Source organism: Microbacterium sp. NPDC076911, assembly GCF_040687125.1.
Taxonomy (GTDB): Bacteria; Actinomycetota; Actinomycetes; order Actinomycetales; family Microbacteriaceae; genus Microbacterium.
In genome coordinates this window covers 435,248-461,093 of sequence record NZ_JBFBMP010000003.1, presented here as the reverse complement: position 1 = coordinate 461,093, position 25,846 = coordinate 435,248, and the positions used below count along the sequence as shown (strand labels likewise).

Annotated in this window: 24 protein-coding genes; 12 read left to right on the top strand and 12 right to left on the bottom strand. The window is 61.5% G+C overall.

Features of this window, described 5'->3' with window-relative positions; translation table 11 throughout:
* Window positions 1-130: 130 nt before the first annotated feature.
* Complete coding sequence (locus tag AB0O81_RS07000) at window positions 131-991, bottom strand: helix-turn-helix domain-containing protein (protein WP_363582608.1); 861 nt, start codon at window positions 989-991, stop codon at window positions 131-133.
* A 53-nt stretch (window positions 992-1,044) separates the two neighbouring features.
* Here AB0O81_RS07000 and AB0O81_RS06995 point away from each other — a divergent pair, with 53 nt between their 5' ends.
* Entirely contained in the window at window positions 1,045-1,452 is a 408-nt protein-coding gene (locus tag AB0O81_RS06995; protein WP_363582606.1) for a DUF6157 family protein, read from the top strand.
* Between the two features lie 10 nt (window positions 1,453-1,462).
* On the opposite strand, the gene AB0O81_RS06990 is transcribed toward AB0O81_RS06995, so the two are convergent.
* On the bottom strand, window positions 1,463-2,878 hold the full coding sequence (locus AB0O81_RS06990; protein WP_363582604.1) for a PLP-dependent aminotransferase family protein: 1,416 nt from the start codon (window positions 2,876-2,878) through the stop codon (window positions 1,463-1,465).
* Between AB0O81_RS06990 and AB0O81_RS06985 the strand changes: the two genes are divergently transcribed.
* Window positions 2,877-3,800, top strand: coding sequence for a DMT family transporter (locus AB0O81_RS06985; protein WP_363582602.1), 924 nt, complete (start codon window positions 2,877-2,879; stop codon window positions 3,798-3,800). The genes AB0O81_RS06990 and AB0O81_RS06985 overlap by 2 nt on opposite strands.
* Before the next feature lie 20 nt (window positions 3,801-3,820).
* Here AB0O81_RS06985 and aldA read toward each other — a convergent pair whose 3' ends face one another.
* From aldA to AB0O81_RS06970, 3 genes are all read right to left on the bottom strand, one after another.
* Window positions 3,821-5,251, bottom strand: coding sequence for an aldehyde dehydrogenase (aldA, locus tag AB0O81_RS06980; RefSeq protein WP_363582600.1), 1,431 nt, complete (start codon window positions 5,249-5,251; stop codon window positions 3,821-3,823).
* A 200-nt stretch (window positions 5,252-5,451) separates the two neighbouring features.
* Window positions 5,452-6,822, bottom strand: coding sequence for a flavin monoamine oxidase family protein (locus AB0O81_RS06975; RefSeq protein ID WP_363582598.1), 1,371 nt, complete (start codon window positions 6,820-6,822; stop codon window positions 5,452-5,454).
* Between the two features lie 51 nt (window positions 6,823-6,873).
* Complete coding sequence (locus AB0O81_RS06970; RefSeq protein WP_363582596.1) at window positions 6,874-8,466, bottom strand: Na+/H+ antiporter NhaC family protein; 1,593 nt, start codon at window positions 8,464-8,466, stop codon at window positions 6,874-6,876.
* Between the two features lie 166 nt (window positions 8,467-8,632).
* Between AB0O81_RS06970 and ppsR the strand changes: the two genes are divergently transcribed.
* From ppsR to AB0O81_RS06950, 4 genes are all read left to right on the top strand, one after another.
* Window positions 8,633-9,484, top strand: a complete 852-nt coding sequence (gene ppsR, locus AB0O81_RS06965) for a pyruvate, phosphate dikinase/phosphoenolpyruvate synthase regulator (protein WP_363582594.1) — start codon at window positions 8,633-8,635, stop codon at window positions 9,482-9,484.
* Between the two features lie 53 nt (window positions 9,485-9,537).
* The gene (ppsA, locus tag AB0O81_RS06960; protein WP_363582592.1) at window positions 9,538-11,925 is read left to right on the top strand and encodes a phosphoenolpyruvate synthase; all 2,388 of its coding nucleotides are present in this window, start codon (window positions 9,538-9,540) and stop codon (window positions 11,923-11,925) included.
* Between the two features lie 85 nt (window positions 11,926-12,010).
* Window positions 12,011-12,586, top strand: a complete 576-nt coding sequence (locus tag AB0O81_RS06955) for a peroxiredoxin-like family protein (RefSeq protein WP_363582590.1) — start codon at window positions 12,011-12,013, stop codon at window positions 12,584-12,586.
* Between the two features lie 35 nt (window positions 12,587-12,621).
* A complete protein-coding gene (locus AB0O81_RS06950) occupies window positions 12,622-13,182 on the top strand; it encodes a histidine phosphatase family protein (RefSeq protein WP_363582588.1) in 561 nt (186 codons plus the stop codon).
* A 14-nt stretch (window positions 13,183-13,196) separates the two neighbouring features.
* On the opposite strand, the gene AB0O81_RS06945 is transcribed toward AB0O81_RS06950, so the two are convergent.
* The gene (locus AB0O81_RS06945; protein WP_363582586.1) at window positions 13,197-13,349 is read right to left on the bottom strand and encodes a hypothetical protein; all 153 of its coding nucleotides are present in this window, start codon (window positions 13,347-13,349) and stop codon (window positions 13,197-13,199) included.
* A 115-nt stretch (window positions 13,350-13,464) separates the two neighbouring features.
* Here AB0O81_RS06945 and AB0O81_RS06940 point away from each other — a divergent pair, with 115 nt between their 5' ends.
* Window positions 13,465-14,751 (top strand): cation:proton antiporter, encoded by a 1,287-nt coding sequence (locus AB0O81_RS06940; protein ID WP_363582584.1) that lies wholly within the window; start codon window positions 13,465-13,467, stop codon window positions 14,749-14,751.
* A 3-nt stretch (window positions 14,752-14,754) separates the two neighbouring features.
* Here the strand turns inward: AB0O81_RS06940 and AB0O81_RS06935 are convergent, their stop codons facing one another.
* On the bottom strand, window positions 14,755-14,973 hold the full coding sequence (locus AB0O81_RS06935) for a three-helix bundle dimerization domain-containing protein (RefSeq protein WP_363582582.1): 219 nt from the start codon (window positions 14,971-14,973) through the stop codon (window positions 14,755-14,757).
* Window positions 14,974-15,085: 112 nt separating this feature from the next.
* Here AB0O81_RS06935 and AB0O81_RS06930 point away from each other — a divergent pair, with 112 nt between their 5' ends.
* Window positions 15,086-16,009 (top strand): ion transporter, encoded by a 924-nt coding sequence (locus AB0O81_RS06930; protein WP_363582580.1) that lies wholly within the window; start codon window positions 15,086-15,088, stop codon window positions 16,007-16,009.
* 8 nt (window positions 16,010-16,017) lie between these two features.
* Entirely contained in the window at window positions 16,018-18,177 is a 2,160-nt protein-coding gene (locus AB0O81_RS06925; protein WP_363582578.1) for a LuxR C-terminal-related transcriptional regulator, read from the top strand.
* A 28-nt stretch (window positions 18,178-18,205) separates the two neighbouring features.
* On the opposite strand, the gene AB0O81_RS06920 is transcribed toward AB0O81_RS06925, so the two are convergent.
* The gene (locus AB0O81_RS06920; protein ID WP_363582576.1) at window positions 18,206-18,517 is read right to left on the bottom strand and encodes a carboxymuconolactone decarboxylase family protein; all 312 of its coding nucleotides are present in this window, start codon (window positions 18,515-18,517) and stop codon (window positions 18,206-18,208) included.
* A gap of 132 nt (window positions 18,518-18,649) precedes the next feature.
* Here AB0O81_RS06920 and AB0O81_RS06915 point away from each other — a divergent pair, with 132 nt between their 5' ends.
* Both AB0O81_RS06915 and glsA read left to right on the top strand, forming a co-directional pair.
* Window positions 18,650-21,016: an arylsulfatase gene (locus AB0O81_RS06915; protein ID WP_363582574.1), complete on the top strand. Its 2,367-nt coding sequence runs from the start codon at window positions 18,650-18,652 to the stop codon at window positions 21,014-21,016.
* Window positions 21,017-21,019: 3 nt separating this feature from the next.
* The gene (glsA, locus tag AB0O81_RS06910; protein ID WP_363582650.1) at window positions 21,020-21,985 is read left to right on the top strand and encodes a glutaminase A; all 966 of its coding nucleotides are present in this window, start codon (window positions 21,020-21,022) and stop codon (window positions 21,983-21,985) included.
* A 58-nt stretch (window positions 21,986-22,043) separates the two neighbouring features.
* Here the strand turns inward: glsA and AB0O81_RS06905 are convergent, their stop codons facing one another.
* Window positions 22,044-22,385 (bottom strand): SHOCT domain-containing protein, encoded by a 342-nt coding sequence (locus tag AB0O81_RS06905; protein WP_363582648.1) that lies wholly within the window; start codon window positions 22,383-22,385, stop codon window positions 22,044-22,046.
* A 22-nt stretch (window positions 22,386-22,407) separates the two neighbouring features.
* The gene (locus tag AB0O81_RS06900; RefSeq protein WP_363582572.1) at window positions 22,408-22,827 is read right to left on the bottom strand and encodes a DUF6325 family protein; all 420 of its coding nucleotides are present in this window, start codon (window positions 22,825-22,827) and stop codon (window positions 22,408-22,410) included.
* 144 nt (window positions 22,828-22,971) lie between these two features.
* Between AB0O81_RS06900 and AB0O81_RS06895 the strand changes: the two genes are divergently transcribed.
* Window positions 22,972-23,628, top strand: coding sequence for a pentapeptide repeat-containing protein (locus AB0O81_RS06895; RefSeq protein WP_363582570.1), 657 nt, complete (start codon window positions 22,972-22,974; stop codon window positions 23,626-23,628).
* Here the strand turns inward: AB0O81_RS06895 and AB0O81_RS06890 are convergent.
* Window positions 23,612-25,069 (bottom strand): HAMP domain-containing sensor histidine kinase, encoded by a 1,458-nt coding sequence (locus AB0O81_RS06890; protein WP_363582568.1) that lies wholly within the window; start codon window positions 25,067-25,069, stop codon window positions 23,612-23,614. The genes AB0O81_RS06895 and AB0O81_RS06890 overlap by 17 nt on opposite strands.
* Complete coding sequence (locus tag AB0O81_RS06885) at window positions 25,066-25,773, bottom strand: response regulator transcription factor (protein ID WP_363582566.1); 708 nt, start codon at window positions 25,771-25,773, stop codon at window positions 25,066-25,068. Before AB0O81_RS06885 ends, AB0O81_RS06890 begins: the two co-directional genes overlap by 4 nt.
* Window positions 25,774-25,846: the final 73 nt, after the last annotated feature.

Sequence of the window (25,846 nt, the reverse complement as noted above, 5' to 3'; positions counted from 1 at the left end):
GCTATCAGGACCGCTCGCGAACAACCCCTCTGACTGATCCGCAGTCGCTCAGCTCGCGACACGAGGTCTTGACGAAAGACATAGGGGCACCCCCCTCTCGTCGAAGACATGCGCAACAGTTGGTGAGTCTCTAGTTGGCCAGCGTGCCGTGTAGCTCACCCATCGCGTGTCGAAGGTCTCGAATGTATCGACCAGGCGTCGTTCCTGCCACTTTGCGGAATTCGTTGATGAGGTGCGCCTGATCTACGTAGCCGAGGACGGCGGCGGTGGCGGCAGAATCGGCATCTGGGAGGGACAGCTGGCGCACAACCTCTTGCAGCCTGACGCGCCGAGCGACCTCGTTGGGGCCGAGTCCTACACTCGAGCGCAACACACGTTGCAAGGTACGCTCGCCAACTCCGAGCTCGGCAGCGATCTCTTTTCCTGCTCGCACATGAGGGCTCGACGCGATCGCATCGATGGCAGCGTTGGCCGTTCGTTGTGCACCGTTCAGGGGCCGCTCTTGGAGCATCTCGCGGATGATCGCGTCGCTACGCGCTGCGCGCTCGAGAGTCGATTCTTCGTCAGAGACTGCCTCCATCATTGCGTGCGCGCGGGCACCATTCTGCAGAGTCACCGGCTGTTGATGTTCAACCGACAGCACGTCGAAGTCTGACACTACTGCGAGGCCGGCCGGTCGTAACCTGATCGCGAAGACTGACCCGGCGCCGCTGATGACTCGCGACCAGGCGCCCGGCCGAACCGTCGAGATAACGAAACGCGCGGGCACCGCGCCAGCTTCGATGCTGAGCGTTACCGCGGGAAAATCCACGATTCGCTGCGCTACCGCCTCGTCGGGCGGCAGCCGCCACTGAACAGCCCAGTAGGTGTCGACGACACTTTGGACATCAGCGGACGGCCGTATCCATTCCGCATTGAAACGCTTGAGGTTCGAGGGCGTGAGCACACCAGAACGATCGCGATCGTCGATGTCTCGCTGTCGAGGATTCATGGTGTGGCGCAATTATCCAATACACCCGCGCGGGCTGTCGACAGTATGGGTCTGTGACAACCAACTACGCAAACACCTTCATCGCGGTAGCCTCCGATTGCAAAGCAACGACAGGTGAAGTACCGCCTGTTCCGGCAACGAGGCCCACGGTCGCTGCGCTGCAGTTCGAATTCATCGCGGAGCATCCATACGAGATGACCTCAGATGAGGTTCTCTTCGCCGTCTACGCCGCCCGCAATGGGATTGCCGATGAAGATCTTGAGGTCGAACGCGAGCGTTTCTTTGCGAAGGATCAGGCCTGTTTCCGCGCCTCGCCGTTGGGAAAGCGATACGGCTGGGGGACTCACCACGATCAATCTGGTCGAGTAGCGCTGTATGCGGTGGGCACGGCCGAGTATGAGCGCCTAGCCAACGAACCAGGCCTCACTCAGAAGTCAGCCATGCGTTCCAGCCGCGCCTGACGAGCGCTCTCTAAGAGGCACCGCACCCACGCAAGACTGAGCCGATGATCTCGGCCGCCTCGGGAAAGCGCTCGGGGTTGGGCCCTGAGTAGTTCAATCGAATATGGGGGCTGGATGCTTCCGCCGGAAACCATTCGCTTCCGGGAGCGATGATGACGCCGCGCGACTCGCACTCGCGCACGAGGCGCTCGAGATCGGTGCCGTCGGGCAGGCGGAGCCAGAGATTGAGGCCGCCGAGGGGGCGACGGGCAATGTGCGCTTCTGGCACATGCGTCTCGATGCTGTCTGCGAGCATGTCGCGTCGAGCTTTAAGCTGCTGCCGAAGACCTCGCAGATGCGTGCTCCACGACGGTTGCGTGACGACGTCGAGAGCGGCTGCCTGCAGCATTCCGCTCACATACATCGACTCGGCGACGTGGTCGGCGAGGATGCGCTCGCGCACGGGTCCACGGGCAATCACCGCGCCCACTCGCAAGGCGGGTGACGTGCTCTTGGTGAGCGAACGCAGATAGATCACATGCCCGGAAGCGTCATGTGCCGCCACGGGGTGGGGGTCGGTGTCGATCGCAAAGTCATGCGCCCAATCATCCTCGATGAGAAACGCGCCCTGAGCGCGTGTGATCTCAAGGATGTCGCGGCGCTGGTCAGGTGACCATTGCGCGCCGGTTGGGTTTGCATAGGTCGGCTGTGCATAGAACGCACGCGCACCGCTCTGTTCGAAGGCCCGCTGGATCGCTTCTGGGTCAGGTCCGTCTGGACCGGAAGGGACGGGGATGAGCGTCACCTCGGCCTGGGTCGCCGCGACGATCGCGCCCCAATACGTGGGCGATTCGATTAGCAACGGCTGACCCGGACCGACAACGGCGCGAAAGATCGAGCTCAATCCGCTCTGTGTGCCCGGAACGATGATGACGTCTCGCGCTGAGGGTGCGGTGATATCGACGGGTGCGGTCTGCGCGAGCTCCGAGGCGAACCATGATTGCAAATCGGCGTTGCCGGCGGATGGCGAACGAGTGATTGCCGCGCCGGTGCGTGCGGCTCGGGTGAGTGCGGTGCGCACCAGTCGCTCGGGCAGCAGATCTCGATCGGGGTACCCGGAATGCAATCCGATGGCGTCGGGTGCTGTGCCGCGTTGCGTGGTCGACAGGGCTGGGAGGCGAGCATGCGGAGCTCCCAACGCAGCGGTCTGCCAGCCGTAGTCGACGGGGCTCGCGCTTCGAACTGCTCGGACAAAGGTGCCGACTCCGGGTCGACTCTCGATCAGCCCGAGCGTTGCCAGCGTACGCATCGCTTTCTGCACGGTCACCGGGCTGGCGCCGTAATCCGCCATGAGCTCGCGGTTCGACGGCAGTCGCGCCCCGGGCGGCTCGGTCGCAACCCGCGCCTTTAGCGCGGCAAGAATGCGTGAGGTGCTATCGTTGGACATGTCTGACAAGAGTAGCGTTATCGCTCGAAATGCACCACTGTTATCCGGCCACGCCGGGCTGTGGTGGGGGCTGCTGGGCGTCACCGCGTTCTCATTCACTCTGCCGTTCACCAGGGTTGCGGGCGAGAGCTTCTCAGCACTGTTCATCGGCTCAGGCCGAGCGGTCGTTGCGGCGTTGCTGGCGAGCATTGCGCTGCTGCTCACGCGACAGAAGCTTCCCAATCGCACCCAGTGGGCGCGTTTGGCGGTGGTCGCCGGAGGCGTGGTGATCGGCTTTCCGATGTTCACATCGTTCGCGCTCACCACTACTTCGGCGAGCCACGCGGCAGTCGTGATCGCGCTGCTCCCCGCTGCTACTGCCGTGGCGGCCGTGTTGCGCACCAAGGAGCGCCCAACGCGGTCGTTCTGGGTGTTTGCGGGGCTTGGCGCGCTCGCTGCCGTCGGGTTCGCCGCGCTGCAGAGCGGGGGAGTGCCGCGGTTGACCTGGTCAGACCTTCTGCTGTTCGGCGCAGTTATCGCAGCGGCGGTGGGCTATGCCGAGGGCGGATTGTTGGCACGTGAACTCGGGTCATGGCAAACGGTGTCGTGGGCGCTCGTGCTTGCCTCACCGCTGATGATTGTTTTGACCCTGGTTTCGGTGCAACTACAGCCTCTCGCTGCCACGCCGGTGCAATGGCTGGCATTTGCGTATCTTGCGGTCGTGAGCATGTTTCTGGGCTTCTTCGCCTGGTATCGAGGTCTGGCGCTGGGGCCGATGGCGCAAGTGAGCCAGGTGCAACTCGTGCAACCGGTGATGAGCATCGCCTGGGCAGCGTTGCTGCTTCATGAGCAGCTCAGCTGGCCCACTGTGTTCGGTGGCGTCGCTGTCATAGCGTGCGCGGGCCTCGCGGTACGCACTCGGCTGGCTCGAAGAAAGCGTTGAACCAGCCGAGTGTGCCGGTGTTAGCCGGCGATGTAGACCACGTGCGTTTCGGTGAACTCCAGCAATCCGTGCTTGCCGTCGGCGCCGCCGATTCCGGACTTCTTGCGACCGGCGTGGAAGCCCTGCATCGCCTCGAAGTTCTCGCGGTTGATGTAGGTCTCGCCGTACTGCAACTCGCGTGCCGCGCGAAGCGCCGAGCTGATGTCGCGGGTGAAAACTGACGACGTGAGTCCGTACTCAGACGCATTTGCCAGTTCGATGGCTTCATCGAGGCCTGAAACACGTTGGATGGGCAAAACCGGGCCGAACGTCTCTTTGGCCATGATCTCCATCGTCGAATCAGCGTTCGTCAGGATCGTTGGCTGGTAGTGGTAGCCCGATTCCGTGTCGGCGCGAGCGCCGCCGGTGACGAGGGTGCAGCCGTCTTCGATGGCACGAGCCACCAACCCCTCGACCTTGGCGAGGCCTGCGGCGTTGATAAGCGGCCCCATGTCGAGCTCAGCCTCCGCAGAGGGATCGCCATAGCGCGTTCCTTCGAACAGCACGGTGAGGCGTTCCACGAGCGCATCGTGCACTTCGTCTTCGACGTAGACCTTCTCGGCGCAGTTGCACACCTGCCCGGTGTTGATAACTCGTGAATCCCAGATTGCCTTCGCGGCGAGATCAAGATCTGCGTCGCGCAACACGATCGCGGGGGCCTTGCCGCCGAGCTCGAGGTTCACTCGTGTGAGGTTTTTACCCGCTGTCTGCATGATGTGGCTACCGACGGCGACGCTGCCGGTGAACGAGATCAGATCGACATCAGGGTTGCTGATGAGGGCTTCGCCGGCGACGCTTCCGCGACCACCGACGAGGTTGAAGACGCCGGCGGGCAGTGAGGTCTCTGACACCAGCCGAGCGAACTCGAACGCGTTGATCGGCGTTTCCTCACTGGGCTTGATCACGATCGTGTTGCCGGTCAGCAGTGCGGGAGCCATCTTTCGTGCGATCAAGAAGAACGGAAAGTTCCACGGCAGGATTCCCGCGACCACGCCGAGCGGCTTGCGCATGAGCAGAATCGTCTCGTTGGGGCGGTCGCTCGGAATCACTTCGCCCTCAATGCGACGCGCCCATTCCGCCATGTAGTCGATGTAGTCGGCGGTGAAGTCGACCTCGACCTGGGCGAGACCTTGGGTCTTGCCCTGCTCTTGCACGATGATCTGCGCGAAGCGCTCGCGTTGCGTGCGCAACGCTGCCGCGATCTCGCGCAGATGGTTGGCGCGCTCGATCGCTGGCAGTCGCTCCCATGCGGGTTGCGCAGCGCGCGCCGCCGCCACCGCCGCGCCCACGGTGTCAGCATCCGCATCGGGCGTCGTGCCGATCACCTCGTGCGTCGCGGGATTCTCTACGTCGTGGTGCACACTCGACGACACGAACTCGCCGCCGATGTAGTTCTCATAAGAGCGCGTCATGGCCAGGATCTCCTCTCGGCTGCCTCGCTCTCACGTGGCAGCACTGCTCACGGCCGGGCGAATTGAACTGCGCCACTCGCGATAGCAGAGAGCGGATGTTTCTCCAGAGCCACGTTGCTGTCTATCGAGAACCGGTCAGTTCTTGCCCGGGTTGTCTACGGGAATCCTTACAGACATCGGATCAATTTCGCAATACGAGTTCACGAGCCGTTCAGCTCCGCGAGCACTTCGGTGCCGGTTGCTTCCCCTGAGCGCACGGCGCCTTCCATGTATCCGTTCCAGACGGGGGAGTACTCGGCGCCTGCCCAATGAATGCGGCCCAAGCTCTCGCGCAGAGCGGGTCCGTAAGAAGTCCACGTGCCAGTGGTGAAATGTGCCCCGTAGCATCCCCTGCTGAACTCTTCGGCGCTCCAGTCCTGTTCGAGGTAGTCGATAGGGTTTCGACCCTGCTCGCCGAAGTAGCCGACGAGACAGTCAACGAACGCATCGCGACGCTCGTCGACGGTGCGGCGCGCCCATTCTCGACCGTCGTTGCCTTCGATGAACCCCAGCAAGACCCCTTTGGCGTAGCCGGGTGGAGTGTTGTCGAAGACGACTTTCACTGGCCCGGAGTCGCTTCCGACCTGCCCGTTCAATCCCGCATCTCGCCAGAACGGGCTCTCGTACACCGCATACATTTTGATGACCGACCCCATGGGCACGCGTTGCGTGAGCTGATCTCGCCAACTGGGCAGCGGTGGCGAATACTCGAGCCGTCCTGCAAGTGATGGCGGCAGGGTGACGATCACGCGTTCCGCGAGCGTTTCGCCTGCGTCGCGGCATACAACTCGAACCCCATCGTCGAGCTGATGGATGCTGCGCACGGGGGATCCGAGGGCGACGGCAGCGCCCAACTGCTCCGCCATCTTCTCGCTGATGAGCGCGGAGCCACCCAGCACGCGGTCTTGTTGTGCGCCGCGATCCACCGCCATAAGCGTCTCGAGGTCGCTGCCGGATTTCGTGTAGAACGCCGCGTGGAGCAGTGACAGATCTGCGGGGTCGGCGGAAAAGACTGCTTCGCACGCGATCTGAAAGTACTCGCGCCCAGCGGTGGTGCGCAGGTTGCGGTTAATCCAGGTGCGAAATGTCTGGCCGTCGAGCAATTTGGCATTGGGCGTTGCCCACGGGGAATCGAGATCCACCCGCTTCGCGATCGCCGCAAAACGGGTGAGCCCCTGCGCAAGATCAGCGAGAGCGAACGTGTTGAGTTTTGGGATGGCGCCTTTGGCCGCATCCATTCGAGTGAGCTTGCCGCCCAGCTTGATGAGTGTCTTTCCCTCATTCCATGTCGGGATAGTGACCAGACCAAGCTCTTCGATCAGCTCATACATGCGATCCTGCGTCGGGCCGATCCATTGGCCGCCCAACTCGATCCAGTGCCCGTCGGCGAAAGCGCCATTCATCGTGCGTCCGCCCACGCGGTCGCGCGCTTCGAGCACGCGGACGCTCTTTCCGGCCGCGATAACCTGGCGCGCGGCGCTCAGCCCGGCGATGCCGGCGCCGACGACTACAACATCTACCCGATCGGTCACCTAAAACTCCTCGGTTGAATAGACGGCGCCCTGTTTGATGAACGACGCGGCCTAGTCGAGGGCAGGCTCTGCGGACTCGACCTCGACGGGGGTGAGCAACAGCCTGCTGACCACAACGGTGGCGATCACCAGCACGAGTGTCGTCACCAAACCGAGCCAGATGACGCCGGTGGCTGCCAGCATCGAGTAGCCAGCGACGGCCGAGAGTCCGGCCACGGCGACGAACGGCAGCTGGGTGACCACGTGGGTAATGACGTTGCAGCCCGCACCTGTCGCTGAAAGGATCGTGGTGTCTGAAATCGGTGACGCGTGGTCGCCCGCAACAGCACCAGCGAGCACCGCGCCAAGCATGGGCAACAGGAGCTCAGGTGCGTCGACCGAGTTCACGATGCCTCCAGCGATTGGCAGGAGCAGTCCGAACGACCCCCAAGAGGTACCAGTGGCGAATGCCATCGCGGCCGCGATCACGAACACAATCGGAATGAGCCATGCTGCGGGAAGGCTAGAGGCCTCCACCAGCTCGCCCAAGAACACGCCGGTGCCAAGGCTGTCGATCAGACCCCCAAGCATCCAAGCGAAGACCAGAATGCCGATCGCAGGAGACATGGCCTTGACTCCGCCTACCCAACCGCGGCCGAAGGTGCGCCAGCCAAACTTGGGATTCTCATTGGTGTAGCGAACGTAATAGTAAATCGCGCAGATGAGGCCGAGCAACCCGCCGAAGATCAAGGCCGTGCTCGGGTCGGTGGCAGCGAGAATTTCGACAGGATCCCACGAGCCGGAGGCTTGGTAGCCGGTCCACGTGATTCCGATGAAGACTCCAACAACGAGCGCGACGAACGGAACGATAATCGCGCGCTTGGCACCCGGCTCGTGCACCGGCAGATCATCACTCAACTGACCCGGGACCACCTCGCCGTCGGCGTAAGGGCGTCCTTCGACGATGGCGCGACGTTCTTCCCGGCGCATGGCTCCGAGGTCGGCTCGAAAGAGAACCACGAGCCATACCAACACCACGGCGGCGATCGCGTAGTAGTTCGACGCGGCTGCACCCAGGAAAGCCTCAATGCTGCTTACCGTCAGTGTCGACGCTGCGACAATCGGCGCGAGGATGCCGATGATGTATGCGCCCCAGCTTGAAAACGGAGCCAGCACCGCGACCGGAGCCGAGGTGGAATCAACGATATAGGCCAGCTTGGCGCGCGACGTGTGGTGCTGGTCCGTCACGGGCCGACTGATCTGGCCGACCGCGAGTGCGTTGAAGTAGTCGTCGATGAAAATGACGATGCCGAGGACTGCCGGCAGAATCTGACCGCCACGGCGAGTTTTGATGCGTACTACCGCCCAGTCGGCGAACGCCTTCGTTCCGCCAGACATCATGATGAATGCGGCGATGACGCCGAGTAAGACGATGAACAGCAGAATGTAGATGTACCAGGTGTTCAGTGCGCCGTCATCCCAGAACAAGACTGCGAAAGACTGCCAAATCAATTGGGCGGTCTCAAGCAGATTGAATTCTGTGATCAGCAACGCCGCGGCGAGGATTCCAGCACCAAGACTCAGCAGGACCTTCTTCGTGATGATGGCCAGGACGATTGCCACCACGGGGGGAAGAAACGTCAGCCACGGTGCGGCCTCAAGCATGGGTCGACTCCCTCGTTTGTGGGCTGAAGCTATCGGACGACGGGGCAGCGCGTCAATCAGCCGGTCGGTGTGAGACCGACGCTCGTGATTACTCGTTTGTTAAATTAACAAGTTCTTAAACGCTCGATGTGCTGAATGAACGATTGTTTCTTCGTAGCCTGGATGAGTGGATATCCCAAATCTTGTGGAACCAGTCAGCCGAACCGATCTGCGCACTCGCGCGGCGTACTTCGTGTCTGACAGTACCGGCATTACCGCAGAGACCCTCGGCAGCGCGCTGCTCGCAAACTTTCCCGGCGTGAACTTTCGCCGTCACACCATTCCCTTCGTCGACACTGCTGCCGGCGCGCAGCGCGTGATTGACGACGTGCAACGAGCCGCGAGCGAGGGCGACGCGCCGATCGTGTTCGCAACCGTGAAATCGGCCAACATCCTTCAAGAACTCAACAGTTCGGGCGCGGTGGTCATCGACCTGTTGGGCGGTCACTTGCGCGAGCTTGAAGCGGCTCTGGGCACGACAGCTTCTGAGCAACTGGGGCAGTACCACGGGGTGGGAGACATCGGACGCTACTTCGCTCGAATGCGAGCCGTGGAATACGCCATCGAGCACGACGACGGCCAGAGCATGCGGGCTCTCGATATCGCCGACATCATCATCATTGCGCCCTCGCGCTGCGGAAAAACCCCCACCACGATGTACCTCGCCCTGCAATATGGGTTGTTGGTAGCGAACTACCCGTTGACCGATGACGACTTTCCCTCCGACGGATTGCCGCGCACCGTGTCTCGATACGTCGACAAATGCTTCGGCCTGACCACGACGCCCCTGCGGCTCAGCCAGGTGCGCCATGAGCGGCGCCCTGATTCGACGTACTCCAGCCTTGCTCAGTGCACTTTGGAGTTGCGCCGAGCCGAAGACCTGTATCGACGCAATCGCGTGCCGTTCCTCAACTCCTCCACAAAGTCAGTGGAAGAGATGTCGGCCGTCATCATGCAGTCGATGCGCCTACGCAGCTGACCTTTCGTTTCTCTCACCCAACGCGCACAACGCACACCACTTCGGAGACTGATATGACGAACATCCTTTGGTTCCAAGAAATCGGCATGGCAGATGTCAACCGCGTGGGAGGCAAGAACGCCTCCCTCGGCGAGATGGTTTCCAATCTCTCGGATGCCGGCGTTAGCGTTCCGGGAGGCTTCGCCACCACCGCAGACGCCTATCGTGAGTTTCTCGCCGCGGATGGCCTGTACGACCGCATCCGCACCACGGTCGAAGCGCTTGACGTAAGTGACGTGGCCGATCTGGCTCGCGTCGGCGCGACCGTACGCGAGTGGATTGAACAGCAACCTTTGCCTGCTCAGATCGAAGCAGACATTCGTTCGGCATATGAGCAGCTCGTGAGCAGTGACCCCGAACCTGAGTCGGTGTCATGGGCGGTGCGCTCGAGCGCGACGGCAGAGGATCTTCCCGACGCGTCATTCGCAGGTCAGCAAGAGACCTTCCTCAACATCAGCGGCATCGATAACGTCCTGGCCGCAATTCGCACGGTGTTCGCGTCGCTGTACAACGACCGCGCTATCGCCTACCGCGTGCACCACGGCTTCGACCACCACGACGTTGCGTTGTCGGCTGGCGTGCAGCGGATGGTGCGCTCAGATCTCGGTTCATCGGGAGTGCTATTTACCGTCGACACTGAATCAGGGTTCGACCGTGCCGTCTTCGTAACCAGCTCGTTCGGACTGGGGGAAGCAGTGGTTCAGGGCGCGGTCAATCCAGATGAGTTCTACCTCTACAAGCCCGCGCTGGAAGCAGGGAGGCCTGCAGTGCTCAAGCGCTCGGTGGGTGAGAAGGCCATCAAGATGGTCTACGCCGGAGGTAGTCACGCGGGCGGCAGCACGGTCTTCACCGACGTGCCCGTCGCAGAGCGCGCGCACTTCAGCATTAACGACGCCGAAGTGGAAGAGCTTGGCCGCCAAGCACTGGTAATCGAGAAGCATTACGGGCGACCCATGGACATCGAATGGGGTAAAGACGGCATCGACGGCAAGCTCTACATTCTGCAAGCGCGCCCTGAAACAGTCGTTTCTCGGGCCGACGGCAACGTAACCAGACGCTTCGCGCTGCACGAACACGGGCCAGTTGTGACGACCGGCCGCGCAATCGGGCAGAAGATTGGCGCTGGCGCCGTGCGCGTCATGAGTTCACTTGATCAGATGAACACGTTCAAAAAGGGCGAGGTGCTCGTCGCCGATATGACCGATCCCGACTGGGAGCCGATCATGAAGCTGGCGTCGGCGATCGTGACCAACCGTGGTGGGCGCACCTGCCACGCCGCGATCATCGCGCGGGAACTTGGCATTCCTGCGGTAGTGGGCACGGGAGACGCCACCACAATGCTCAAGGACGGTCGCGAAGTGACGGTCTCGTGCGCCGAGGGCGATGCAGGTTTCGTCTACGAAGGCATTCTGAACTTCGAAGAGATCATCACCAAGCTTGACGACATGCCGGTGAGCCCGACCAAGATCATGCTCAACGTGGGCACCCCCGACCAGGCATTCGCCTTCTCAAAGCTCCCGAACAAGGGTGTGGGGCTTGCTCGCCTCGAGTTTGTGATCAACCGCCAGATCGGCATTCACCCGCGGGCGCTTCTGGAGTACGACACGCTCGAGCCTGAGCTGAGGGGCGAGATCACCGAGCGGATTGCCGCATACGAGTCGCCGCGCGAGTACTTCGTCAGGCGGGTTGCCGAGGGAGTATCGATGCTCGCGGCAGCGTTCGCTCCGGAACCGGTGATCGTGCGCCTGTCGGACTTCAAATCGAACGAATACGCCAACCTGATCGGCGGCGAACTGTACGAGCCGCACGAAGAGAATCCAATGCTCGGCTACCGCGGAGCTTCGCGCTACATTTCCGAAGACTTCCGTGAGTGTTTCGACTTGGAGTGCGAGGCGCTGAAGTATGTCCGCGATGAGATGGGGTTGACCAACGTCGAGATCATGGTGCCCTTTGTTCGCACCGTGACCGAAGCGCAGTCGGTTATCGAACTGCTGGGTGAGAACGGTCTGCGGCGTGGTGAGAACGGTCTGCGAGTCATCATGATGTGCGAGCTGCCCTCGAACGCCCTGCTCGCCGATGAGTTCCTTGAGTACTTCGACGGATTCTCTATTGGCTCTAATGACATGACGCAGCTCACGCTTGGCCTTGATCGCGACTCGGCGCTGGTGGCCCAGACGTTCGATGAACGCAACCCTGCCGTGCTGAAGCTACTGTCGATGGCGATCGAGGCCTGCCGCAGGGCCGAGAAGTACGTCGGCATTTGTGGACAGGGTCCCAGCGATCACCCCGACCTCGCCGAGTGGCTCGTGGACCAGGGCATCGAATCGATGTCGCTCAACCCCGACACCGTCGTTGAAACGTGGCTCCGTCTCGCCAAGCGCAGTTCGATGGATGCAGCCTAGCGGCGGCTGAGCTCACGTAGGCTGGCGACTCGGATGGCGTCGGCCTGCGTTGCTGCGTCTCTCGCACAGTCGAAAGGACAAGCTCGTGAGCTCAGACCACCACGTCACCTACGGAGCGGCCGACTTTGATACGGCGACACTTATCGGCCGAGCGTTTCCTGACGCCGCCCTGCTGGATGTGAACGGCGCTCCAACGACGTTCGCGCAGACAGTCGCGGGACGCTCAGCGGTCGTGGCGTTCTACCGTGGCGCCTGGTGCCCTTTCTGCAACATCGCGTTGCGCGAATACCAGTCGTCGCTTGTTGGCCCGCTCGGCCGAACCAATACCGCCTTGCTTGCAATCAGTCCGCAAAAGCCCGATGGGTCAATGACGTTGACAGAGAAAGACGAGCTCACTTTCGACGTGATGAGCGATCCTGGCAATTCGATTGCGCGCGCCCTTGGGATCGTCGCGCCGCAATCCGCTGAACGCACCGCGGCGCGGCTCGAGCGCGGACTTGACCTCACCGAAGTCAATGCGGACGGCACGACCGACCTAGTGCATCCCACGGCGATCGTTGTTGATGCATCTGGTGTCATCCGCTGGATTGACGTGCACCCCGACTACAGCACCCGATCCGCGCCTGCCGATATTCTGGCAGCCGTGAACGCGCTGCCATAGCTGCACGCGATTTCGCCGAACGAAGGAGTGCCCACATGACAGAGCTCTATTTGGTCCGCCACGGAGAGACGGAGTGGAGTAGGTCGGGGAGGCACACGTCGGTGACCGATCTGGATCTCACTGAACGAGGCATCGAGCAGGCGCGATCATTGCGCTCGAGACTGACCCCCGACGAGTTCGGGCTGGTGCTGTCTAGCCCACGCTTGCGCGCGCGACGCACTGCTGAACTAGCGGGGTTCGCTGATCCTCAGATCGATGATGATCTCGCCGAGTGGTTCTACGGCGACTTCGAAGGCATGACGAGCAATCAGATTCGTGAGATTCATCATGGCTGGCGAATCTGGTTCAACGGTTGCCAGGGGGGCGAATCTCAGGACCAGGTGCGAGCCCGGCTCACGCGGGTGATGACTCGCGTTCGCGAGTCGGGCGTCGACAGAGCGATCTGCTTCGCCCATGGCCATGCGCTTCGCGTACTGGCACTCACGTGGTTGGACTTTCCACTGGTGTTTGGGCAGAGCTTTCCCGTGGAGGTCGCTAGCGTCTCGATCTTGGGGTACGAGAAAGAATCAGCAGCGGTGATCCGCTGGAATACCTGAGGGCCTGCGGCTGGCTAAGACTTGCGCCAATGGAAGAGGATTCCCACCGCCAATGAGATCGACAAGATTCCCGCGATGAAAATCGGTCCCTGCCAGTACTCCGCGGTAAAAGCGGCGCCAAAAAGATAGAACCCCGCGAGGAACAAAACGATGTAAAGAACGAACATTGCGACCTCTACCCTCTCTTTGGGTCGATCGTAGCGTCGCGGAGCGGGTCGGCGCATCTCGTGCCCGCGCTACGCAATACTGAACCCAGGGAACAGTCCCAGGGGCGGAGTCGGTATGGTCGCGGTGACAACGGTGCTGGTCATCATCATTGTGTGGAGCGCGGTGTCTTCGCCGTTGGATCGCCGGGGGATTACCTCGGCGCTCTTCTTCGTGGTGGTGGGATTTCTCGTTGCCCTTCTGCTCCCGCACGTGCTCGACATTCGGCTCGAAGCTCTGGCAGCCGAACGTATCGCCGAGGTGGGCCTTGCGCTGTTGTTGTTCAGCGACGCCACCCGATTGAACCTGCGTGCCCTGCGTAGCCAACTGAGCTGGCCGACCCGACTGCTGCTGATCGGCCTGCCGCTGTCGATTCTGGTTGGATTCGGCATCGGACTAGTGGTATTCCCGGGTATAGCCGTCGCTTCGGCGTTTCTTCTTGCGACCATGCTGGCCCCGACCGACGCCGCACTCGGACAGAAAGTGATCTCCGACACCTCGGTTCCGCCACGCGTGCGCCAGGCGCTCGATGTCGAGAGCGGACTCAACGACGGACTCGGGGTGCCGTTCTTCCTGGTGGCACTTGCGATCGCTAACGCAGAGCTCGAAACCGGCTTCACGACTGCCGTGTTCACGAACATGGCCCTGCAGATCGGCTGGGGCGTGGCGGCAGGACTCGCCGCGGGTATGTTCGGTGGCTTGCTGTTTCGCCTCGGCGATCGTCAGGGATGGATCGCTGCGGATTGGCGCCAAATTCTTGCATTGGTTTCAGCGTTGCTGTCGTATGCCATTGCGTTCCAACTGGGCGGCAGCGTGTTCATCGCTGCGTTTGTCGGTGGAATTACCTTTGGCTACACGGTGGGGCCCGTGCGCTCGGTCGTCAGCATGCTCGCCGAACAGGCAGGCGATCTTTTGGCCGCGATCACTTGGATCGCTTTCGGTGCATTCGCGCTGTCGCTTGCCATCCCGCACATCACATGGCAGGTGGTTGTCTACGCGATCCTCAGCCTGACCGTTGTGCGCATGTTGCCGGTTGCGATTGCGCTCGCTGGTCGTGGTGCCCGAATGCAAACGGTCGCGTTCATTGGCTGGTTCGGTCCGCGCGGACTGGCGTCGCTGGTGTTTGCTCTGCTCGCTCTTGAGCGTGGAATTCCTGAGGCCGAAGTCGTGCTCACGACCGTCGTCGTGACGGTCGCCCTCAGCATCCTGCTGCATGGATTGTCATCGGTCCCACTGGTGGCGGCGTACCACCGTTGGTACTCGGCTCACTCGTCTCGAACTCCGGATGCGGCGGAGGCGGTCTCGACCATTGTGCCGCGGCGCCGACGTGAGATTCCCGGTGCTGCTCGCGCAGAGGAAGCGTAGCGCTCAGGAAACGAGCAACGGCGTGCGCCGCAACCGCTCAACGAGATTGCGCTCGACCAGCAGAGGCACGTAGTAGCGCATCTTCACGTTGCTGAATGGCTCAAGCTCTTCGGCGATCATCGCCAGTATCTCCGTCTCGTCGAGATAGGGAAAGCGCAACTCAAGACGCTGCGCGAGGTACAACAGGGCCTCGTACTCGCTCGCCGGGTTGGTGCAGCTCATACTGCCATTTTCGCCGATGATCGCTTGATCGGCGCAGGAATTTCGGTGTTTTTCCGGCTCTCTGCGGTAAGCAGAGCGTGGATGCAGCGCGCATTCGTCCAGACTTGGTTGGATGAAAGCGAGCAAGCAGAGCCAGCAGGAGCGTCGTGAAGGCGCACGCAGCGAGTTGAAAGACACCGCCTACGAGATCTTCATTGGAATTCTCTCGCTTCTATCGATCGTCAACATCGTGCTGGTGTACGCGCTCGCCGATGACGAAGCGATGCGCATTGTGCTCAACGTGATGAATGGGCTCTTTAGCCTGATCTTTCTCGGCGACTTCATCTACCGCATCACCACGGCGAAGTCGGCGTCGACGTACTTCTTCCGATCCTTCGGCTGGGCTGACCTGCTTGCGAGCCTGCCGTTCCCGCAGCTAAAGATCCTTCGTGTATTCCGTCTCGTGCGCGTCGCGCGATTGCTGCGAGATATCGGCGCGCGAACCGTGCTGCGCACGCTGCTGAGCGATCGCGCCGACAGCGCCCTAATGACGCTGCTGCTCATGGGAGTGTTTGTGCTTCAGTTCGGCAGCCTCGCGATTCTCGCAGCCGAAGATGGTGTTGAGGGTGCGAACATCACGAGCGCATCAGACGCGCTCTGGTACACGGTCGTCACGATCTCGACGGTCGGCTATGGCGACCAGTATCCGGTGAGCGAGGCAGGTCGCTTGATCGGCGTGCTCATCATCATTGTGGGTGTGGGTATCTTCGGTACGTTCACCGGCTATCTCGCCAACGCGTTTCTCGGGTCTCGTTCCGACGATGATTCCGAGACGGATGCTGCCGGTGCGCAGGCGGACGATGTAGCGGAGGAGGACTCCGCGCCCGCCCGTGGCGTCGCCGGTGGAGCGACTTCTGGGGCCGTAGCGGCAGGCATGCGAGCCGGTGGGGCCGACGATCCCGACGATGACGCGCGTGACGAACGCGTGCGTGAGTTGCTTGGTCAGTCGGAGGCAGCGCTGGCCGAGCTTCGCGAGCTTCTCGCGGCGCGGAGCTGAGCGCGCCGGTGCCGCGCACAGGGCTCGTCAGTCGGGGTCAACTCATCGAGCAGTTGCGTGGTTCACCTGCCCGCGCGATAGCAGTGTCGGCGCCAGCTGGTTACGGAAAGTCGAGCTTGCTTGCGGAGTGGGCAGCGATCGAGAAGCGGCCGGTGGCGTGGGTGTCGCTTGATCGATACGACAATGACCCGGGCACCCTGCTCGCCTTGATCATCTCGGCTTTTATCGCCTCGGTTGGAGGGGATGCCCGGGTCATTGCGGATGTTCAGGGTCGCGGAACGGCAGCGTTGGGTCGATCAGCACCGCTGGTGGCAGCTGTACTTCGAAACAGCACCACACCATTTGTGCTCATGATCGATGACTTGCACGAGCTGACATCACCTGACTGTCATGACGTGATGAGCGTGATCATCAGCAATATGCCCGCTGGCTCATTGTTCGTCTCGGCCAGCAGACACGAGCAGCCGCATGTTGCGTGGCTGCGTCCCGATGACGACGTCGTCGAAGTCGGGATGGAGAGTTTGGCGCTTGATGCCTCGGGAGCAACGCAGGTGTTTGCGGCATCGCGGGTTGAACTCTCGCCGCACGACTCGCAAGAGGTCGTGTTGCGCACGGAGGGTTGGCCGGTGGGCATGCAACTGGCCGCGATCCTTTCGCGTGACGGAGGAAACATCGCCGCGATCACCGGAGACGACCTCACCATCGCGGACTACCTCTACCGCACCACGCTCACGTTGCTGCCCGAGCCGATACAACAGTTCCTGCGTCGAACAGCAGTGCTTGAGAGAATGTCTGGGCCGCTGTGTGACTACGTGCTCAACGAATCGTCTTCACAAGCGAAGTTGCTCGAGCTTGAGGCATCCGGCCTGTTTCTGATCCGCTTGGATCGTCGGCGCCAATGGTTTCGCTATCACGCGCTGTTTCAGGAATTTTTGCTCAGCGAGCTTGACCGCCTCGAACCCGGAAGAGCTGCTCAGCTGCACGCTCGTGCCGCAGATTGGCACGAGCGTCATGGCTCACCAGCTCGGGCAGTCGAGCATCTCTTGGAAGCAGAAGATGTCGCCCGCGCGGTGCAGGTAATCGCGCAGCTCATGCTGCCGACCTACGAGTCAGGCCAGGTCGTCACCGTGCAACGTTGGTTGTCGGTGCTGGGCGATGATGCGATTGCCGAGTACCCGCCCATGGCAACCATGGCGGGTTGGATTATGGCGCTCACTGGCCAGACCCGTGAAGCCGAGCGCTGGGCGGCGCTTGTCGAGCATGCGACGTTTGACCCAACTCCTGCGGATGGCACGGCCTCTTTTGCGTCGGGGCGCGCCATGCTGCGCTCTTATCTGTGTGCTAATGGCCCCGAAGAATCGCGACAAGACGCCGATTTCGCCCTCGCCCAAGAACCCTCGTGGAGTCCGTGGCGCGACCTCGCGCTCGCCGTTGCGGGTGAAGCGTGTCTTGCGCTCGGAGATGTGAGTACGGCGAAGGCCCACTTCATTGAGGCATCTGAGGTTGCCCGCACGGGAGGCAATCAAGAGATCGGCGCGATTTGCGATGCGGAGATTGGCTTGATTGCGATGACAGCGGGGGACTGGGATATCGCCGAGACAGTGGTGAAGCGATCGCGCGCAACGGTTTCGGAGCACCATCTTGAAGACTATGCCGCCGCTGCAATGGTCTTTCCGGTGGCCGCTCGGTTCGCGTTGCATCAGGGCCGCACGACAGACGCACAGCGGGAGTTGGCCTCGGCGATGCGCGTACGCACCATTTGTACTCATGTTCTGCCGATGCTCGCGGTTAGGTTGCGCTTGCATACCGCGTACACATATGTAGCGCTGGGCGACGTTGCGACCGCACGCCACCTCGCGCGTGAAATCGACGACATCATTGCGCAACGACCGAAACTAGGCGTACTCGTCGATGAGGTCGAGCGATTCAAGTCTCGACTTGACGCGCATTCGTCCGAGGCGCTGAGCGGACCACCGCTCACGCCGGCCGAGCTGAGGTTGCTTCCCTATCTTCAAACGCACTTGACGTATCCAGAGATTGGCGCGCGCTTGTTTGTGTCGCGGAACACGGTCAGCACCGAGGTCAGTGCGATCTATCGCAAACTCGGGGTTTCCTCTCGCATGGATGCGGTCAACCGCGCGATTGATGTCGGGTTGCTCGGGGCGTGAGCTGATGGTTGCAACCCCGGCGTTCTCGTCAGGACTCGTCTAAGTCGTAGCCGAGCGCCGATGCGACTTTGGGGGCGGCATCGACGACCCTGGGTGCACCGACAACGACGCTTACTCCGACAAGAACATCGACGATTTCGTCCGGGCTCGCCCCGGCGCTGATCGCCGCGTCGGTGTGCTCGCCGAAAGATGCGCCGGCGCCTCCTATCGCGACCAAAGCGGCAAGTCGCGCCAGCGCTATCGTTTTCGGCGTCACCGCACCACGCAGACTCGAGTGACTGTTCGCCGTGGTGGGGTCGCTCACTGACAGAGACCGCAGTCGATCGCGATACGTAGGCATTAGCATCCTCACCTCAACTAGTGTGGGCCCGACGCTACGGCGCTGACATTCGCGGCGCATCATGCATTCTGCATGACGTGTGCGAACGCGGTTGATGGTTTGCTGGGGCAGTACCTTATGCAAGGAGAGATCATGATTCCGGATCGTCACGCTCGCACGATGTTGCCCATTCCGGATCGGCCGGCGTCGGGTTTGACCACGTACGACGCGAAGGACCCTGATACGGCGTATCCACCGATCGAGCCACTGCAGCCACCCAAAGGTGCGCCGAATGTTCTCATCGTGCTGATTGATGACACTGGATTCGGTGCATCGAGCGCCTTCGGAGGCCCGTGTGCAACACCCAACGCTGAGCGACTCGCGGCCGGCGGATTGAAGTACAACCGATTCCACACGACCGCACTGTGCGCCCCGACGCGCGCTGCACTGCTGAGCGGTCGCAACCACCACTCGGTGGGCATGGGCAGCATCACCGAGACCGCGACTTCAGCACCCGGCAACAGTTCACTTCGTCCCAACACCAAAGCGCCGCTCGCAATGACGCTGAAACTCAACGGATACTCCACTGCTCAGTTCGGAAAGTGCCATGAGGTGCCCGTGTGGCAGTCATCGCCAATGGGGCCGTTTGATTCATGGCCGTCAGCCGGCGGCGGGTTCGAGACCTTCTACGGCTTCATCGGTGGCGAAAGCAACCAGTGGGAGCCTGCGCTCTATAACGGCACCACACCGGTCGAGCCGCCGGCGACAGTCGAAGAGGGGTACCACATGACCGAAGACCTCGCCGATAACGCCGTGACATGGATTCGCACGCAGAAGTCGCTCATGCCCGACAAGCCGTTCTTCGTCTACTTTGCGCCCGGAGCGACGCACGCGCCCCACCACGTGCCGAAGGAATGGTCGGACAAGTACAAGGGAAAGTTCGCCGGCGGTTGGGACAGCGTGCGCGAGACCACTTTCGCTCGGCAGAAAGAGATGGGTGTTATCCCACCGGATGCGGAGCTCACCCCTCGACACGACGAGATCCCGGCGTGGGATGACATGCCTGATGACATGAAGCCGGTGCTTGAGCGTGAGATGGAGGTCTACGCGGGCTTTTTGGAACACACTGATCATCACGTGGGACGAATCGTCGATGTGATCGAAGAGCTGGGCGAACTCGACAACACGATCATCTACTACATCATCGGAGACAATGGTGCTTCGGCCGAAGGCACTTTGAATGGCGCGTTCAACGAGATGGCAAACTTCAATGGCTTGGCAGCTCTCGAGACGCCGGAGTTCATGCAGTCGAAGATGAACGAATTCGGCACCCCGTCGGCCTACAACCATTACGCCGTGGGGTGGGCCCACGCGATGAACACGCCATTTCAGTGGACAAAACAGGTCGCGTCGCACTGGGGCGGCACACGCAACGGCACCATCATGCACTGGCCCAATGGGATCAGCGACCCCGGTGGCGTGCGCGAGCAGTTCACGCACGTGATCGACGTTGCCCCGACGATTCTTGAAGCGGCTGGACTACCGGAGCCGACAATGGTCAACGGTGTGCAGCAGTCGCCGATGGAAGGCACGTCGATGCTCTATTGCCTCAACGATCCGGAAACTCCGGAGAAGCACGACGTGCAGTACTTCGAGATGTTCGGCAATCGCGGCCTCTATTACAAAGGATGGAGCGCTGTCACCAAGCACCACACCCCATGGGAGATGGTGGGTGCAGACCTTCCCGCGTTCGACGACGACGTGTGGGAGCTTTACGACGGCAAGAGCGACTACTCACAGGCGCGAGACCTCGCTGCAGACAACCCCGAGATGCTTGAAAAGCTCCAGCGGCTGTGGATTATCGAAGCGACGAAGTACAACGTATTGCCTATCGATGACCGTGGTGCAGAACGCCTTGAACCGGGTCTTGCGGGTAGGCCGACGCTGATCCACGGTAACTCTCAGCGGCTGTACCCCGGGATGGGCCGCCTCTCTGAAAACAGCGTTGTGAGCATCAAGAACAAGTCTTTCCAGGTGACGGCCGAGGTCACGGTGCCGGCCGGCGGGGGTGAGGGGGTCATCATTGCTCAGGGCGGCCGCTTCGGTGGGTGGTCGCTGTACGTCAAAGACGGCCGACTCACCTTCGTCTACAACGTGCTCGGCATTCATTCCTTCGCCACCGTCGCCGACGGCGTCATTCCGGCCGGGACTCACCAGGTGCGGATGGAATTCGACTATGCGGGCGGTGGACTCGGCAAGGGCGGCGACGTCACGCTCTACTACGACGGCGAACAGACCGGTTCCGGTTCGGTTGCGGCGACGCAAGCGCTGATCTTCTCCGCAGATGAGACAACCGACGTCGGTCACGAGACGGGCACCATGGTCTCGTCGGACTATGACGCGAAGTCGAGCAAGTTCACGGGAAAGATCGCCTGGGTGCAGATCGACCTGGGAGATGACGACCACAACCACATGGTCGACCCGCAGGAACGCCTGCGCGTCGCAATGTCGCAGCAATAGGAGATCACCATCGCTGAAAAGAATTCCCTTACTGACGCTGAGATCGCAGCCGCTGTCACGGCGGCATACACCGCGCATCGCTCAGATACTGGCGGTGCGAACGCAAGCTATATTCCGTATTTAGCTTCTGTCGACTCATCGCTGTTCGCGGTTGCGGTTGTCACCGTCGACGGCAGTGTGCACGTTGCAGGTGATGCGCACGTTGACTTTGCGATCGAGTCAATTTCGAAGCTCACGACGATGGCGCTCGCAATGAGTCAAGTCGGCATCGATGCGTTCCATTCCAAAGTGGGCGCTGACCCCACAGGCATGGCGTTCAACTCGGTGATGGCCTTGGAAATGCACAGCGACCTTCCGCTTTCGCCGATGGTCAACGCGGGGGCGATGGCGTCGACCAGCCTGGTGGTGGCAAATGACGCAGAGGATCGCTGGCGACAGATCCTGAAGATGCAGGGCGACTTCACCGGCCGTGACCTGCAGATGAGCGACGTGGTGAACGACTCGGAGCAGGAAACCAACTTTCACAATCGCGCAATCGCATGGTTGCTCTACGGAGGCGGGGCCATGCATTGCGACCCCATGGAAGCTGTGGAAATCTACACGCGGCAGTGCTCGACGATGATCTCGGCGGTTGACCTGGCGACGATGGGGGCAACGCTCGCCTTTGACGGCGTCAACCCAGTCACTGGCGCAACGGTCGTTGACAGCGAACTCGTACCTCACCTGCTTGCAGAAATGATGATGGAAGGCATGTACACGCGTTCGGGCGACTGGGCATACACCGTCGGCCTGCCCGGAAAAAGCGGCGTGGGCGGCGGCGTAGTCGCTGTGGCCCCCGGCCAGCTCGCGATCGCTGCGTTCTCGCCGCCTCTTGATGAGGCAGGCAACAGCGTGCGCGCGCAAGCGGCCATTGCAGATGTCGCCACAGCATTGGGGCTCGGACTGTTCCGCAGCGGGTCAAAGCCCTAAGGCAACAACAAAGTGTGAGCGCCCAGAATCATCGGGCGCTCACACTTTTCGCATTGCGCTATGCGAGCAGCTTCGCCTTCGCGGCTGCGAACTCCGAATCAGAGAGGATGCCCTGCGAATGCAACGTTGCAAGCTGGGTGAGCTCAGCCATGAGGTCGGATCCACCGCTGGCGGGAGCTGCGGGTGCCGCAACGGGCGCCGCAGGCTGAGCGTTGGCGACGGCTTGTGCAGCGGCCGCATCCATCGCGGCCTGTTGTTGCTGTGCTTCCCAGGCCTGAGCTTCAGCGGCTTGGTTGGCTTTGTTGGCTTGGCGGGAGCGCATGCCGCCTGACACCGCAGTGGCGGTGCCGGCGACGACCGCCGTGCGTGCAGCCATGCCGACTAGTCCTGGACGACCCATTCTTCTCATCATGATTTCTCCTTCAATCGAGGTGTTCGGACAGGTAAGCGTTCACGAGCGGCGCGGGAATGCCCTGCCTGCTCACCACGAACCCGCCTGCGTCATAGAGGGCTCCCGCGAACGACTTAGCCCACAACAGTTCGACAACAAGGATCGCGGCCGATGCGCCCGCAGGAACTGCTTCAGCCAGCGCTTCGATGTCTTCCTCGCTCGCCAAGCCAGCGAGATCGAGGGCAGGGACGCCGGCATCGTTGGTGGTGTCGGTGATTTCGGCGATGGTGAGTTCACCGTTCGCGTCGCGCGTCGCAAAAATCAGATCAAGCAGGTTCACGGTGCCTGATGCGACGAGGTCATCAATCGCTTGCAGAACGGCCGGACCGGGCCGATCGCCATCGAATCCGATCGTATAGAACTCGATGGGGCCATAGTCGAATGTGGTCATGGGCGAGACCTCCGTAGGTCAGCAGTTGTGGGTACACCCCAGCTTCTGCCCTATGCGTGATTTTGTCATCATCCTGTCGGGGTGATGTCGCACACCCGACAGGATGATGCACCTGCTCGATCCTGACTGGGGCAGAATGGAGCGATGCCGATTTCTCGTGAAGCGCCGCGCGTTGTGGCGCCGGTGCTGCCCGAACTCGAGTCGCTCGTTGGAACAGAGCTGCGCCCCCACACCCGATACGAAGCAATGAACGTAGCGGGCGCAGATCTGAGCGGGATGCATCTCGACGGCCTGTTTTTTGACGAGTGCAGGTTGAGCAAGGTGAAAGGCATGGACGTGAGCCTGCGCGGGCTCACCCTCACCGAGTGTCTTGTTGACCAGATCGATTTACCGGTGCTCACTGCGGGACGCAGCGAGGTTCGCGGTGTGCAATGGCAGTCATCGCGCATCGGGTCGGCCGACCTATTCGATAGCTCTCTGCAACGGGTGCAGTTCATCGACTGTCGTTTAGGTTTCGTGAACTTGCGCGGGGCGCGGCTGGAAGACGTGCGTTTTACCAACTGCACGATCGACGAGCTCGACCTTGGCGCTGCAACTGCGAAGCGTGTGGAGTTCGTCGACACGGCGGTGGGCAGTCTTGACGTGACCGCGGCGAAACTGCAGGCATTCGATCTTCGCGGTGCGGACTTGTCATCGATCACGGGCGTGGAGTACCTGCGCGGGGCGATTATCAATGCGCATCAGCTCGTGCAGCTTTCTGCTGCCTTCGCCGAGCATGTCGGCGTCAGTGTGCGTGACTAGCCTTGGCGAGGGGGAGCTCTAGCTCAAAGGTCGCTCCGCCGCCCGGGGTTTCGTGAACCGTCACGGATCCTTGATGTTCGGCCGCAATTTGCTGGGTTACCGCGAGCCCCAACCCAGTGCCGTCGTGGTGCACTCTTGTTCGTGATGGATCTGAACGATAAAAGGGCAGAAAGATCTTGTTGCGTTCTCCCACGTCGACGCCTGGTCCATGATCGACGACCGACACGGTCACTGTCTCAGCATCCTGATCCTGCTTTACGGCGATCAGAATGACGCTGTCGACTGCAGTGTGGGTGCAGGCGTTGCCGCCCAGGTTGAGCATCGCCTGGTGGAGCCGGTTCGGATTGCCCGTAACAAGCGCTGTGTGCGCTGGAGGCAGTTGCGATTCGATGTTGCGGCTGGGGAATGCAACGCGCAGATCATCAACGACATTGCGAGACAGCACGGCCAGGTCGACGCATTTTTGCTCGACCGGCAACGGGCTGCCGTCTCGGGCAAGACGCATCATCGAGGTCACCAGTTCGTTGAGCCGGATGCTCTCATCGCCCACGCGCGACATCGCGCGATCCAGCGCTTCTGAGCCGCTCAGCATGCCCTGCGCATAGAGATCGGCGTATCCCTTGAGCGCTGTCAGGGGAGTGCGAATCTCATGTGACACATCGGCCAGCAGTCGGCGCATATCGTCACGCGCCTGGGTCGCGTCGCTCGTCGATTGTTCCCGCGCCGCGATCGCCGTGCGCAGGTGATCAACCATTCGGCCGAGGTCTGCCGTGAGCTCGGCGGTCTCGCGCGATCCGTTCGACGGTTTGATCACGGTGTCAAGCTCACCGGCTGCGATACGACTCACCGCGGCAGTGGTCTCAGTGAGCGGTCGGGAAAGGCGCCCCGCGACACCCCAGACGATTGTCGCCTCAAGCATCACGATGACGATTCCCCCGACGAGCAACCTCTGTCGCAAGCTCATGATCGCCGAGTCGAAGCTGCTGAGCGAGAGCGCTGTGATTCGTGTCAGTTCGTCATTCTCCGGTGACACCAACACGCGGTATCCGTCGGTGCTGAGCGTGCTGCCGAACGGCTCGGTGGCGAGTTGCGTCAACGTTTCGGTCGAGAAGGGATTCGTTCCACCCCGCTGAGCGAGCAGTTCGCCGCCACTTGTCACTACGAGCTGAACGGGCAGTGCATCATCGGACAACTCAGCAGCGCCGGTGGGGCCGAGCGGGGGAGTCGAGACTGGGTCATCTTGTTCGAGCGGTGCGTTGGGATCAATCGGCACGAACGCCGAGAGCGGTGTGAGCTCAGCGCGAGAGAGCTCGCGGTCGATTTCATCAAGCCGTTGTGAGCGCTCACTAGCGTCGACAAAGCACGCGAAAGCGATGAAGCCGACGGTGATCGTGGTGACGATCGGAATCAGCAGCATCCATCGCAGAGAAAGCCTTCTCACCGTGGCTCCTCGCGCAACACATAGCCCACGCCCCGCCGGGTGTGTATGAGTGGCGGGTGCCCGTCATCAACCTTGCGACGCAGATAGCCGATGAAAAGCTCAACAACGTTCTCGCTGCCCGTGAAGTCTTCCCCCCAGACTTCGGCCAAGATCTGGGACTTCGACACCACGACGCCACGGTTCTCCATGAGGTACTGCAGCAGGCGATGCTCAGTGGCCGAAAGATCAGCCGGCACTCCGGCTCGGCGTACTTCGTACGCTGCTGGGTCGAGTGTCAGAGATCCCACCTGCAGCAGGCCGTGGGCAGGCGAGGGATAGCTGCGACGCAGTATTGCCGCCACCCGAAAGACCAACTCGTCGACCGTGAACGGCTTGGTGAGGTAGTCATCGCCGCCGGTCGCGAATCCTCGAATGCGATCGTCGGCATCAGCGCGAGCACTGAGGAACAGAATCGGGGTATCTGTGCCAGCTGAGCGAAGTCGCCTGCAGACTTCGAATCCGTCGAGCCCCGGGAGCATGACATCGAGCACAATCAGGTCGACTGGTTGGGCTCGCAGTTGTGTCAGTGCATCGAATCCGTCGCCCGAGTGCGAAACGGTGTGACCTTGAAATTGCAGCGCGGTCACGACGACGTCGCTGATCGCTACGTTGTCTTCAACGACCAGAACGCGATGGCGAGGCGTTGCAGAGGTTTCACTGGTCACGGGTTTGAACCTAGCAAGTGCAATCACGAGGAGCACAGCCACAGCGTCGCCACAGCAACAAGCGGCATGCTGT

Excerpts from the sequence above, each read along its gene's own strand:
- AB0O81_RS06920 (WP_363582576.1), bottom strand. The coding sequence starts at position 18,517 with ATGCCTACGTATCGCGATCGACTGCGGTCTCTGTCAGTGAGCGACCCC.
- AB0O81_RS06900 (WP_363582572.1), bottom strand. The coding sequence starts at position 22,827 with ATGACCACATTCGACTATGGCCCCATCGAGTTCTATACGATCGGATTC.
- AB0O81_RS06940 (WP_363582584.1), top strand. The coding sequence starts at position 13,465 with ATGGTCGCGGTGACAACGGTGCTGGTCATCATCATTGTGTGGAGCGCG.
- AB0O81_RS06945 (WP_363582586.1), bottom strand. The coding sequence starts at position 13,349 with ATGTTCGTTCTTTACATCGTTTTGTTCCTCGCGGGGTTCTATCTTTTT.
- ppsA (WP_363582592.1), top strand. The coding sequence starts at position 9,538 with ATGACGAACATCCTTTGGTTCCAAGAAATCGGCATGGCAGATGTCAAC.
- aldA (WP_363582600.1), bottom strand. The coding sequence starts at position 5,251 with ATGACGCGCTCTTATGAGAACTACATCGGCGGCGAGTTCGTGTCGTCG.
- AB0O81_RS06990 (WP_363582604.1), bottom strand. The coding sequence starts at position 2,878 with ATGTCCAACGATAGCACCTCACGCATTCTTGCCGCGCTAAAGGCGCGG.
- AB0O81_RS06935 (WP_363582582.1), bottom strand. The coding sequence starts at position 14,973 with ATGAGCTGCACCAACCCGGCGAGCGAGTACGAGGCCCTGTTGTACCTC.
- AB0O81_RS07000 (WP_363582608.1), bottom strand. The coding sequence starts at position 991 with ATGAATCCTCGACAGCGAGACATCGACGATCGCGATCGTTCTGGTGTG.
- AB0O81_RS06895 (WP_363582570.1), top strand. The coding sequence starts at position 22,972 with ATGCCGATTTCTCGTGAAGCGCCGCGCGTTGTGGCGCCGGTGCTGCCC.
- AB0O81_RS06985 (WP_363582602.1), top strand. The coding sequence starts at position 2,877 with ATGTCTGACAAGAGTAGCGTTATCGCTCGAAATGCACCACTGTTATCC.
- AB0O81_RS06930 (WP_363582580.1), top strand. The coding sequence starts at position 15,086 with ATGAAAGCGAGCAAGCAGAGCCAGCAGGAGCGTCGTGAAGGCGCACGC.
- AB0O81_RS06905 (WP_363582648.1), bottom strand. The coding sequence starts at position 22,385 with ATGGGTCGTCCAGGACTAGTCGGCATGGCTGCACGCACGGCGGTCGTC.
- AB0O81_RS06950 (WP_363582588.1), top strand. The coding sequence starts at position 12,622 with ATGACAGAGCTCTATTTGGTCCGCCACGGAGAGACGGAGTGGAGTAGG.
- AB0O81_RS06915 (WP_363582574.1), top strand. The coding sequence starts at position 18,650 with ATGATTCCGGATCGTCACGCTCGCACGATGTTGCCCATTCCGGATCGG.
- AB0O81_RS06970 (WP_363582596.1), bottom strand. The coding sequence starts at position 8,466 with ATGCTTGAGGCCGCACCGTGGCTGACGTTTCTTCCCCCCGTGGTGGCA.